The organism is Campylobacter sp. JH23 (assembly GCF_017846595.1).
GTDB classification, from domain to species: Bacteria; Campylobacterota; Campylobacteria; order Campylobacterales; family Campylobacteraceae; genus Campylobacter_D; species Campylobacter_D coli.
The window spans coordinates 1-12,688 of the sequence record NZ_JAEQBP010000007.1; the positions used below are offsets into that span (position 1 = coordinate 1).

Genomic DNA, 12,688 nt, shown 5'->3' on the forward strand with positions numbered 1-12,688 from the left:
TTTAGACTATAATTTAAAGATCTTAAGTCCTTTTCTGAAAAAGGAAATGAAAGTATAACCAATTAAGCTTAAAGGAGGATTAAATAAGGCTAGAAATTTAGCCTTATTTTTGGGTGGTTGGGGGTTAAAAGGATGAAAATACTGAATTTAGAGAAGATAAATATCCTCTCTAAACTTTTGGAAATGCCTAAATTCAGTATTTTAAAAAGTATTCTTGGATTTTTTTAGGATCATTTGTTTTTGTAAGAGCTAGCATCAAAAGAACTCTAGCTTTTTGTGGATTTAAATCTTCAGCACTGATAAAACCCAATTTCTTATCCGCATCACTCACCGCAACGCGTCCTGCTGCAACCCTTGAACTTACAACAACATCAAGCCCTTGTTTGATGAGTTCTTTTAAAGTATTTTTTTGATCTTCATGTATGCTTCCTGCGCCACTTCCTGCTACAACAATACCTTTGGTTCCATTGTCAAATAAAGCTTTTGCAGCAATAGCGCTACCATCATTTGAGTAAGTATAAAGTATATCTACCTTTGGTAAGCTTGTGAGTTTACTTACATCAAAAGGGCTATTTTTTGTGTGTGCTTTGCTTATGTTATTATAGAAGAAAACTTTTCCATCTACTATATAGCCCAAATCTCCAAAATCAGGAGAAGAAAAAGCATCAACATTTAAACTATGGGTTTTTACCACGCCCCTAGCACTTAAAATTTTATCATTCATAGCCACCATAACGCCTTTATTTTTAGCTTCTTTATCGGCAGTTAATGCTACAGCATTGTAAAGATTTTTTGGGCCATCGGCACTTATAGCAGTTGATGGACGCATAGCACCAACTAAAACTACAGGCTTATCACTTTTAATGGTCAAATTTAAAAAATAAGCGGTTTCTTCCATGGTATCAGTACCGTGAGTAATGACTACACCATCTACACCCTCATCAAAAAGCTTATTGATTTTTTTAGCAAGCTTTAACCAAATTTCATCACGCATATTAGAGCTGTCAATATTTGCTACTTGTTCCCCGCTGATATTAGCCAAATCTTGAATTTGTGGCACTGCTTTGATTAAAACATCTACACCCACAACACCTGCTGTATAGCCTGTAGTAGCCACAGCACTATCAATAGAACCTGCTATAGTTCCGCCCGTTGCCAAAATAGCAATTTTTGGTTTGGCTTCTGCCATACATACTCCTATAGATAAAAATACCCATACACACAAAAGTAACTTTTTCACAAAGCCCCCTTATTTATTAAAATTAAGTTTCATTGATGAAACTTATATAATATTAATACATATTAAATAAAAATTTTATAAATTTTTACAAAATTTCTTTAATAATAAATTGTGGAGTTGCCAATCCTCTAAATTCATTCTTAGAAATACTTCCAAGCAAACTAATATTTTCATACAATTGGGGTTCTTTGTCAAAATTAAAAAATAAAGCTTCTATGGTTTTATTATCTTTTGTGAGTATGAGTTTTAGATGCTTTTCATCTTTTCCTAAAAATTTTTTATTTTTAACATAAAGATTTTCCAAAATAAAAAAAGGACGCGGATTTTTATGCCCAAAAGGCTCGAAAGATTCTAAAATTTCAAGCATTTCAAAATCGATTTCATTAGGATCTAAAATACCTAAAATCTCATCTGTGTCTAAAAATTCGCTTTGAGAAATTTCCATACATTCTTTTTTTATTATGGTTTTAAATTTTTCAAAAGAATCAAGATCTAAACTAAGACCTGCAGCACCCTTATGCCCGCCATAATTACTCAATATGAAATTTGCCTTAGAAATCAAAGCTAAAATATCGATTTTTCCAACACTTCTTGCACTTCCTTTTAAGCGCTGATCGTTTTGTGAAAATACAAAAGCGGGTTTATTGAAATGTTTTGCTAAACGGCTTGCTACTATCCCTAAAACTCCCTCATGCCAATTTAAACCCGATACAACAATACAAGAATCATTTTCATCAATTTGACTTAAACTATCTTCAAAAAGCTGTTTTTCCTCATCTTTACGGCTTTCATTAAAGCTAATGATTTGCTCTAAATAAGCCGAAGCTTTATCCAAGTCCTTTGTATGTAAAAATTCATAAGAAATGCTTGCATCATCCATTCTTCCAGCACTATTGATAAGAGGAGCGATTAAAAATCCTATATTATCGAGTGCAAATTTATCTTTTTGATAATATTGCTTAATCGCCTTAAAAGCAACTCTTTTGGATTTGTTAATACACTCAATCCCTCGTCTAACCAAGGCTCTATTTAAATCTCTTAATTCCATCATATCTGCAACAATGGCAATAGCTAGAAGTTCTAAAAATTTACCCATATCGTATTTTAATTTACAAACCTCTTTTAAAGCAGCTATTAAATACCAAGCCACTTGCGCTCCGCAAATTTCAATATCTGGAAAATCACAATCTTTTTGCTTAGGATTGATAATCGCAAAGGCATCGGGTAAAGTATCTTGAGGCATATGATGATCAGTTATAATTAAATCAATATTTTTTTCTTTACAAAGCTTGGCTGCTTCAAAGGCTGCTATACCATTATCCACTGTAATAATCAAATTTACATCAAGTTCATTGATAATTTCAGCATTTAAACCATATCCATCTTTGAAGCGATTAGGAATTCTTACCGTATAATCAAAACCTATATCATCAAAAAATTCTGCCATAATAACACAAGAGATAATCCCATCAACATCATAATCACCCACTATAGCGATCTTTTCATTTTTATCTATAGCTTCTTTAATGCGATTTGCCGCCTTGTAAATATCTTTTAAGCAGCAAGGCAAAGGTAAATCGCAAAGTTTGGTATGTAAATCTTTTTCGAAACGAGAAGCTAGAATTTTTCTAATTTCATTTTTATCAATCGTCTTCATAGCTTATAGCCGCCTTGATAAAACCACAAATCACAGGATTTACACGCTCTAATCTTGAGGTAAATTCAGGGTGAAATTGGACAGCTAAAAAGAAAGGATGATTGTTTAACTCCACAGCTTCTATAAGCCCTTCACTCTCTCCACTTACTATCAAGCCCTTATCTTCAAATTCTTTACGATATTTTGGATTGGCTTCATAGCGGTGGCGGTGGCGTTCTTTGATATTTTTTGCATTATTATAAACCTTAGCTAAAAGGGAGTTAGGCTTGACTTTACACTCATAAGATCCCAAACGCATAGTTCCACCTAAAGGTGTTTTAGCAGTACGAATTTGTTTTTTACCGCTCGCATCCATAAATTCATCGATGAGATAAACGATAGGATTGGAACATTTATCATCAAATTCACTCGAATTTGCATCTTCAATTTTTAACACATGTCTAGCAAATTCTACCAATGCAAGCTGCATACCCAAACAAATTCCCAAAAATGGAATTTTATTTTCTCTTGCGTAATTGATAGCCTTTATTTTACCCTCTACTCCGCGGTAACCAAAGCCCCCTGCAACCAAAATTCCACTCACATTTTTAAATGCTTCAGCACTTTCTAAATTTTCAAGCTTTTCACTATCTACCCATTGAAGCTCTACTCTAGTATCAAGCGCTGCACCTGCATGAATGATAGCTTCTGTAAGACTCTTATAGCTTTCTTTTAGATCTACATATTTACCCACAAAAGCGATTTTGACTTCATTACTTGGAGCTATAACTCTTTTTACTAGGATATCCCAGTTTTCCATGTTTGGTTTTAAATTTTTCAAATCCAAAATAGAAGCGATAGGATTTAAAATATCTTGCTTTAAGAAATTTAGTGGAATTTGATAAATACTTGCTGCATCAACACTTTCTATAACGCAATTTTTTTCTACACCGCATGAAATAGCGATTTTATCTTTTAAATCTCTATCTAACGCTTTTTCACTACGGCAAATAATCATATCAGGACTAATGCCTATGCGTCTTAGTTCACCTACGCTGTGTTGGGTTGGTTTGGTTTTTAACTCCCCTGCAGCCTTAATAAAAGGCACTAGGGTTAAATGAATATTCATAGCATTATTTTTACCCACTTCTAAACGCAAAGCACGAATAGCTTCTAAAAACGGCAAGCCCTCGATATCCCCGACAGTTCCACCTATCTCTACGATTAAGATATCCTTGCCTTCTCCTGCTTTTTTAATACGATCTTTAATCTCTCCTACGATATGTGGAATAACTTGGATGGTTTTGCCAAGATATTCTCCGCGTCTTTCTTTTTCAATCACGCTTTGATAAACGCGTCCTGTGGTGAAATTGTTATCTTGCGATAAACTCTCATCCAAAAAACGCTCATAATGCCCTAAATCAAGATCGGTTTCTGCTCCATCATCTGTAACAAAAACTTCTCCATGCTCAAATGGACTCATGGTGCCAGGATCAACATTTATATAAGGATCTGCTTTTAAAATACTTACTTTAAGTCCTGAATTTTTCAATAAAGTTGCAATACTTGCAGCTGCTATTCCTTTGCCTAAGGAGCTTAACACTCCTCCTGTAACAAAAATATATTTGGTTTGTTTATTCATTATTAATAAGCCTTAATTTTTTGTCTAATTATAACTCGATAAAACTTTTTATTTCATTAGAATTTTAAGTAAAAAATGTAAGAATTATAAAAAAATTTATCAAGGAAAATTTATGCAAATCACTTTACTTTTTCATACCCCTCTTTCTGTATGTTCGCATGCAACAAGAACTTGTTGGCAAAGTTTTGATAAAGGAGATTGTGGTGGAGAAAAAGATAAAGAACTCATCGATCGCGTAGGAAATAAATTTAAACATGCCTCAACCTTAGAGCATTTAAATTATACTTTTTATATTCAAGGAATTTCAAGGGCTTGCTTACAAGAAGTTGCTAGACATCGCCATACAAGTCCTAGCGTTAAAAGCACGCGCTACACCCTAAAAGAACTTCGCAATGAGGGTGAATTTAAAATAGGAGATTTTGAAAATGCAAGCCGTTATCTTGTCCTTTGTGGCAATGAAGAAGTTGATAATGCTAGCATTCAAGCTTTAGAAAATTTACGCCTTATTTTACAAAAAAGTATAAGCTTGGATATAGCCAAATACTGCTTACCTGAGAGTTATAAAACCGAACTTACTTTAACAATCAATGCTAGAAGTTTGCAAAATTTTATTTCTTTGCGTAGCTCAAAATCTGCTCTTTGGGAGATTCGAAATTTGGCTAATGCTTTATTTGAAGCCTTGCCACAAGATCATCAATTTATTTTTGAGCATTGTTTGCATAAAGATATTCATTAAATCATACTAATTTTATCTTATTTATAATATTTTTATGGTATCATCCATAAGATCAAGATTTTATGGATATACTTTAAATATATTTCATACTTGATATAGTTTCTTAAAGGACTTTTTATGGATAAACAATTTTTTCAAATGTTTTTAATGTTCTCGCAAATACAAACTGTAGCTATTATTGCTGTGCTTTTTGTAATTTTTTACATTCTTAAAAAAATGCGAGATAAAAAGGTAAATTTCTCCCTTCGTATGCTTTTTGCTCTTTTTATAGGCCTAGGCTTTGGTTTTGCTTTGCAATATCTAGCTCAATTTCCAGATAGCAAAGAAGCAAGTGCTATCATTTGGTACAATGAAGCAAAACATTGGTTTGGTTTTGTAAGCTCTGTTTTTGTAGCTTTTATAAAAATGCTAGTTATTCCGCTTGTGGGTATTTGTATCATTAAAGTGATTATAGAAATTGATAAAAATATAAAAATTTCTTCCTTGCTTAGCATAAGCCTCTTTTGGATACTTTTTAGTACTGCTATAGCTGCTTCTTTGGGTATATTATTGGCTTACAATTTTCAATTAGGTGATAATTTTACTGCTTATGAAGGAACGAGACAAATTCGCGAAATTCAAACTTTTTCAAGTATTATTTTAGGTTTAATTCCTAGCAATATCATTTCTGTTATGAATAAAGAAAATATCATAGCCATTGTAATTTTTGCTTTTTTTGTGGGAATTTGCGCAAAAAAAGTTTCAAAAAAAGAAGAATATGCACAAGCTTTTCAAACTTTTGAAAATTTTGTCTTAGTTTTTTATAATATTATGATGAATATGACGGCTGCAGTGATTCGATTTATGCCTTATGCTGTAGTTTGTATGATGGCAAATGTTTTACTAAGCAATGGTTTTGAAGCAATCAAAACTGCAGGACTTTTTATCATTCTTACCTATATAGCAATGTTTATAATATTTGGTGTGCATTTTTTACTTCTTGCTTCTCAAGGACTAAATCCTATAAAATACGCAAAAAAAGCTTTTCCTGTATGGCTGTTTGCATTCAGTTCAAGATCTTCTTTAGGGACTTTACCGATGACGACTTCAACTTTGCAAAACAAATTTGGAGTAAATCCTGCCGTGGCTAACTTTGTTGCCTCTATAGGAACAACAACGGGACTTAATGGTTGCGCGGGTTATTTCCCAGCTATGGCAGCAATCTTTGTGGCATTTGCTACACACACGCCTATAGATTTTACTTTTGCTTTGATGATAGTATTAGTAGCAGTTATTGGATCTTTAGGTATTGCTGGAGTTCCTGGAAGTGCAACTATGGCAGCTTCTATTATGCTCGCAGGAATTGGATTTGGGGATAATTTTGTTATGCTTAGCCTTATTTTAGCTATTGATCCTATCATTGATATGGCAAGAACAGCCAGTAATGTTTCAGGGGCTATGACCTCAGCGCTTTGCACTGCAAAAAATTTAAAAGCCATAGATAAAGAAATTTATAATTCTTAAAAAGATTTAAACCTAATATAGGTTTAAATCTTTATTGGCAACCTTCACATTCTATGCTACGATCAGCAATATTTATCTTTTCGCTATCAGGGCTTTCACTTCTTAGATAATAAGTCGATTTTACTCCAAGCTCCCAAGCTAATTGATATATATCATTTAAGTAACCCCCGCTTGCTTTATCGAGTGATAAAAAGATATTTAAACTTTGCCCTTGATCTATCCATTTTCCACGCACTGCTGCAGCTTTAACAAGAATTCTTTGATCAAGTTCGTAAGCTGGGGTATAATATTGCCAAGTTTCAAGACTTAAATTAGGCACTACAACAGGTATCATACCACTTAAATTTTGCTCAAACCACTTACGCTTATAAACAGGTTCGATAGTTTGTGTTGTTCCTACCAAAATAGAAATTGAAGAAGTAGGAGCAATGGCCATCAAATAACCATTTCTCATACCATCTTCTTTTACTTTTTCCCTAAGCTTATCCCAATCACATTCGCTTTGATTAAACAACCCTTCTCTTAGGGTTAAAGCTTTGGCTTTTTCACTTGCTACATCAATAGGAAAAATCCCCTTACTCCAATTTGATCCTTCAAAATCAGGGTAAGAGCCTTTTTCTATCGCTAAATTTGAGCTTGCATTAATAGCTTCGTAGCTAATTTTTTCCATAATTTCATCAATTTTATTTAAATGCTCATCACTACCCCAATGAATTCTTGCCTCAGCGAGCATTTGTGCCTCACCCATAACGCCAAGTCCTATGGCGCGAGATTTTAAATTGGTATCCTTTACTTTTCTATGAGGGTAAAAGTTTAAATCAATAACATTATCAAGCATACGAATAGCAGTTGGCACCACGCGTTCTATATCTTCTTTAGTATATACTTTGCTAAGATTTATACTGGCTAGATTACAAACTGCAGTTTTTCCATCGCTTTTGTATTTTTCTACGATATAAACCTTGTTTCCATTAAAACTATCAAGCGTTGAAATTTTCTTAGCAGGTTTTTCATATCCTCCATCGATAATAACGCGTTCTTCTTCATCAAAATGTTTTTCATCACCATTTTCAAATACAACTTTGATCTTATAATAATTTGGCTCTGTATTTTGAAAAATTTCTGTACATAAATTTGAACTTCTGATAATCCCTACATGCGCATTTGGATTGGCTTTATTTGCATTATCTTTAAAGCATAAAAAAGGCAAGCCTGTTTCAAAATAATTAAGCAAAATCTTTTTCCAAAGCTCTTTAGCCTCTACTATTTCTTTAGCTATACTTTCATCTTTTTCGTATTCTTCATAACGCTTTTCAAAAGCTTCTCCATATAAATCACACAAATCTTGTGTATCTGCAGGATCAAAAAGAGTCCATTTATCGTTTGCTCTCACTCTTTTCATAAAAAGATCGTTAATCCACAAAGCAGGGAAAAGCTCGTGTGCACGGCGTCTTTCTTCGCCTGAATTTTTACGCAAATCGATAAAATCACTTACATCCATATGCCAAGGTTCGATATAAACAGCGATCGCACCCTTTCTTGTGCCAAGCTGATCTACAGCCACAGCTATATCATTGGTGATTTTTAAAAAAGGAATGATACCTCCTGCGGCATTTTTATGCCCATCTATGCTTCCACCCATTGCGCGAACTTTAGACCAATCCCAGCCTATACCTCCACCAAATTTAGACAATAATGCCATTTCTTGGTAAGAATCAAAAATTCCCTCGATATTGTCAGGAGTTGAGCCTATATAACAAGAGCTAAGCTGATGGCGTGTTGTTCTTGCGTTTGATAAAGTAGGAGTTGCAAGCATGAGTTCAAATTTAGAGATGAGATCATAAAATTTCTTTGCCCATTCTTGAGGATTAAATTCATTCTGTGCTAAAAACATAGCAATAGCCATAAACATTTGCTGAGGAAGCTCTATAGGCATACCCTTGCTATCTTTAATCAAATATCTATCATATAGAGTTTTAATGCCAAGATAAGTAAATTGCATATCGCGTTCAGGCTTAATATAATCATTTAAATCATCTAAATCATATTTTTCTTTAAGCCCAAGTAAAATTCTACCTTCCTTTTCGCCCTTTTCAAAATACTCACGCAAATGATTATAGCGATTCATTCCATTCACTTTTTTATACAAGTCAAACAAAAAAAGTCTAGCTGCGACAAAGGTCCAGTTTGGACAATCAATATCGATTTTATCTACAGCAGTTTTAATCAATGTTTTTTGAATTTCTTCAGTTGAAATTCCATCTCGAAATTGAATTTTAGCATCAAGCTCGAGCTCGCTTAGATTAACGCCTTCTAAATCTTTTATAGCATCAAAGGTGCATTTTTTGATCTTAGAAACGTCTAATTCTTCTGTGCGACCATTTCTTTTAATAACTTTCATTGTATTCCTTGTCCTTATTTAAAAGTTCTTGCAAAGATTGCATCAACATTTTTTGTGTAATAATTATAATCAAAACATTTTCTTATATCCTCTTCACTCAAGCTTTTTCTCAAATCCTCATCAGCTAAAAGTGCAAGTAAAAATAAGCTTTCATTTTTTTCATTGATAGCAGCTTTGCCATTTTGCAAATCAGCCCAAACTTTCATCGCATTTCTTTGGACTATTTTATAAGCTTCTTCACGGCTAATGCCCTTAAATGGAAGCTCTAATAAAACGCGTTGTGAAAATACGAGTCCACCTGTAAGATTTAAATTTTTCATCATATTTTCAGGATAAACCAAAAGCTTATCGATCAAATTTGTAAGACGCATGAGCATAAAATCAGCTGTAACAAAGGCATCAGGCAAGATAAATCTTTCAACACTTGAATGCGATATATCTCTTTCGTGCCATAAAGCTACATTTTCTAAAGCAGGAGTTACAAAGGATCTAAGCACACGGCAAAGCCCTGTGATATTTTCACTTAAAACCGGATTTCTTTTATGTGGCATAGCCGAACTTCCTTTTTGCCCCACGCTAAAATACTCTTCAGCCTCATATACTTCTGTTCTTTGAAAATGTCTTATTGCAACAGCAATTTGCTCGCACGATGAAGCCAAAATCGCAATGGCTGAAATCACTTGTGCGTAACGATCTCTTTGAATAACTTGATTTGAAACAGGTGCAGGTTTAAGGTCTAAATTTTTACATACTTCTTCTTCAAATTCTAAAGGAGCATGAGCAAAATTTCCCATTGCACCACTAATTTTTCCATAACTTATCACTTCTCTTGCATGCTCTAAAAGCTCTTTTGCATGTAAAATTTCATCATACCAAATCGCAAGTACTAAACCAAAAGTGATAGGCTCTCCATGAATTCCATGACTTCTACCTACCATTAAAGTATTTTTATGTTCCAAAGCGCGTTTTTTAATCACTTCTAAAAGCAAAGAAACATCTTCTAAAATCAAATCCAAACTTTCTTTCATCTGTAAAGCTACAGCGGTGTCGATACAATCAGAACTTGTCATCGCATAATGTACAAAGCGGCTTTCCTCTCCTAAACTTTCACTTACACTTGTAAGAAAAGCAATCACATCATGCTTGGTAGTTTTTTCTATCTCATCAATTCTAGCTATATCAAATTTAGCATTTTTAAGAATTTTTTCACAATCTGTATCATTTATAAGGCCTAGTTTATTCCAAGCTTTTACAGCAGCTAGCTCTACTTTTAGCCATGCATCATATTTTGCTTGCATATCCCATTTTTTGGCCATGATTTCTCTGCTATATCTTTCAACCATCTTTGAAACCTTTTTAGCTATAATTTTTTTAAAAATGAAAATGGAATTTTATCTAAAAAAATTTAGAGAAAGGTTAAGTTTGGCTTACACAAAAATAAAACTATCAAACAATGGAAAAAAGGCGTTTCAAGTCCTTATAGATAATTTGAAAATCAATATAAATGAAGCCCAAAAACTCATAGACAAAAAAAGACTTTTTTGTGATGGAATTTTAGTAGAAGAAAAAAATAAAATCTTAAAAGGCGATGTAGAATTAATAGTCTATGAAAACAATCCCAAGGGAGTAGAAATTGTTTTTGAAAATGAAGATTTTGCGGTACTTGAAAAAGAAAGTGGAATTTTAAGTCATCCTAATGGCAGACACTGCAAATACAGCCTTAGTGATGAAATTTGGCACCTTTGGGGTAAAAAAGCGTGCGTAGCCCATAGGCTTGATAAAGAAACAAGTGGACTCATACTCGTAGCCAAACACAAAAAAGCACAAATTGAACTTAAAACTATGTTTGAAAAAAAACAAATTCAAAAAGAATACCTTGCCCTTGCAAGTGGAGAAATTAAAGTAAATTTTATAGTCGATCAAGCGATGGATTTAACAAAAGATTATGATGATGTTAAAACTAGAATGCAAATTTGTGAAAATGGAAAAAAAGCAATCACAGAGTTTGAGGTTTTGAGCTTTTATCCTAAGCTCAATGCTACACTTTTGCTTTGCAAACCACTCACAGGCAGACAACACCAAATTAGAGTGCATTTATTTTATAAAAACCATAAAATTTTAGGCGATCCACTCTATGGCCTTGAAAAAAAAGATATAGAAAAAATTTTAGATGACAAAATGGACATAGAAGAACGCATAAAACTAAGCGGTGCTAAACGCTTGTGTTTGCATTCTTATCGTTTAAAATTTAACTATAACGGAGAAAATTTTGATATTTTTTCAAAAAAGGGTATGGAAAAAATTTTAGCAGCATTTTAAAATAAAGGCGATACTTCATATCTAACAAGCTATTATTTTTAATAAAAATTTTTAAAATAAAAATTTACTTTTTGTTAAAAATTTAGTATAATCAAAAAATAAAAATATAGGATTTTATAAATGAAATTTGTTAATTTTAAATTTAATCAAAAAGCTACTCTAGGGGTGTTTAACTCAAGTGGAAAGGTCGTAAATTTAGCCGATCTTGATATCAATGTTCGTGATATGAATGAATTGATTATAAATTTTGATGAATTTAAACATAAGTTTAAAGATTTAGACTCTAAAACAGCTTATGAAATTCCAAAAGAAGATTATCTAGCTCCTATCATAGAACCTCGACAAGATATCATATGTCTTGGGATCAATTTTTTAGATCATGCCAAAGAATCTGCACAATTTAAAGGCGAAAAATTTGAAGAAAGAGAATATCCTGTATATTTTGGAAAACGCTGCAATCAAGCCACAGCTCCTTTTGGCAGCATATCTTTACATGCTGATGTTACTTCTCAATTAGACTATGAATGCGAGCTTGCTTTCATTTTAAGTAAAGATGCTTATAAAATCAAAGCTGAAGATGCAAAGGATTATATTTTTGGTTATACCATCATCAATGAAATTTCAGCACGAGATCTCCAAAAACGCCACAAGCAATTTTACCGCGCAAAAAGCCTTGAGGGAAGTACTATCATGGGGCCTTATATCACAAGTGTTGATGAGATTGCTTATCCGCCTGAACTTCATTTGAAAAGTTATGTCAATAAAGAATTACGACAAAACTCCAATACAAAATTTTTTATTTTTGACATCGGATATGTCTTAGAGGAACTAAGCTCAGGAATGCTCTTAAAAGCCGGTACCATCATATCAATGGGAACCCCAAGCGGTGTAGGAATGGGTTTAAATCCGCCCGTTTTTCTTAAAAAAGGTGATGAAATACGCTGTGTAATAGAAAATTTAGGAGAAATTTGTAATATAATATCATAAACTCTTATTAAAACAATTTTTAATAAGTTCAATCAAAAGGAGAAATTATGGAGTTCTTAGAGCTTTTATTAGTTTTAATCGCCTTGATACTGATTATCAAAAAACCAGAAAAAGAAAATTTGGCTTTTGGTTTGGTAATGGTAGCTTGGCTTTTAATGGTTTTTTTCTATGTTGGCCACAAAACAGGTGCGCTTTTAACGATAATGAATCTGTAAAGAAAGGCT

The 12,688-nt window shown here is 33.0% G+C and carries 10 protein-coding genes; 5 read left to right on the forward strand and 5 right to left on the reverse strand.

Features of this window, described 5'->3' with window-relative positions; all coding sequences use genetic code 11:
• Positions 1-193 precede the first annotated feature (193 nt).
• The 3 genes from KAR88_RS07325 to KAR88_RS07335 all read right to left on the reverse strand — a co-directional run bounded on the left by KAR88_RS07325 (position 194) and on the right by KAR88_RS07335 (position 4,518).
• Entirely contained in the window at positions 194-1,225 is a 1,032-nt protein-coding gene (locus KAR88_RS07325; protein ID WP_225982197.1) for a type II asparaginase, read from the reverse strand.
• A 100-nt stretch (positions 1,226-1,325) separates the two neighbouring features.
• Positions 1,326-2,897, reverse strand: coding sequence for a single-stranded-DNA-specific exonuclease RecJ (gene recJ, locus KAR88_RS07330; RefSeq protein WP_002779280.1), 1,572 nt, complete (start codon positions 2,895-2,897; stop codon positions 1,326-1,328).
• Positions 2,884-4,518 (reverse strand): CTP synthase, encoded by a 1,635-nt coding sequence (locus tag KAR88_RS07335; protein ID WP_002779279.1) that lies wholly within the window; start codon positions 4,516-4,518, stop codon positions 2,884-2,886. The genes recJ and KAR88_RS07335 overlap by 14 nt, the downstream gene beginning before the upstream one ends.
• A 112-nt stretch (positions 4,519-4,630) precedes the next feature.
• Here KAR88_RS07335 and thyX point away from each other — a divergent pair, with 112 nt between their 5' ends.
• On the forward strand, positions 4,631-5,254 hold the full coding sequence (gene thyX / locus KAR88_RS07340; RefSeq protein ID WP_002779278.1) for an FAD-dependent thymidylate synthase: 624 nt from the start codon (positions 4,631-4,633) through the stop codon (positions 5,252-5,254).
• Between the two features lie 117 nt (positions 5,255-5,371).
• Entirely contained in the window at positions 5,372-6,757 is a 1,386-nt protein-coding gene (locus KAR88_RS07345) for a cation:dicarboxylase symporter family transporter (protein WP_002779277.1), read from the forward strand.
• 31 nt (positions 6,758-6,788) lie between these two features.
• Here KAR88_RS07345 and KAR88_RS07350 read toward each other — a convergent pair whose 3' ends face one another.
• Together KAR88_RS07350 and purB are read right to left on the reverse strand one after the other, a co-directional pair.
• Positions 6,789-9,158, reverse strand: coding sequence for a ribonucleoside-diphosphate reductase subunit alpha (locus KAR88_RS07350; RefSeq protein WP_002779276.1), 2,370 nt, complete (start codon positions 9,156-9,158; stop codon positions 6,789-6,791).
• 14 nt (positions 9,159-9,172) lie between these two features.
• Positions 9,173-10,501, reverse strand: a complete 1,329-nt coding sequence (gene purB, locus KAR88_RS07355) for an adenylosuccinate lyase (protein WP_002779897.1) — start codon at positions 10,499-10,501, stop codon at positions 9,173-9,175.
• A gap of 79 nt (positions 10,502-10,580) precedes the next feature.
• Here purB and KAR88_RS07360 point away from each other — a divergent pair, with 79 nt between their 5' ends.
• The 3 genes from KAR88_RS07360 (at position 10,581) to dba (ending at position 12,679) form a co-directional block, all read left to right on the forward strand.
• Entirely contained in the window at positions 10,581-11,477 is an 897-nt protein-coding gene (locus KAR88_RS07360; RefSeq protein ID WP_002820948.1) for an RluA family pseudouridine synthase, read from the forward strand.
• 120 nt (positions 11,478-11,597) lie between these two features.
• Positions 11,598-12,464, forward strand: a complete 867-nt coding sequence (locus KAR88_RS07365; RefSeq protein ID WP_002779903.1) for a fumarylacetoacetate hydrolase family protein — start codon at positions 11,598-11,600, stop codon at positions 12,462-12,464.
• Between the two features lie 47 nt (positions 12,465-12,511).
• Positions 12,512-12,679 carry a disulfide bond formation protein Dba gene (gene dba, locus KAR88_RS07370; protein ID WP_002779270.1) on the forward strand — a complete coding sequence of 56 codons (168 nt, stop codon included), beginning with the start codon at positions 12,512-12,514 and terminating at the stop codon, positions 12,677-12,679.
• Positions 12,680-12,688: the final 9 nt, after the last annotated feature.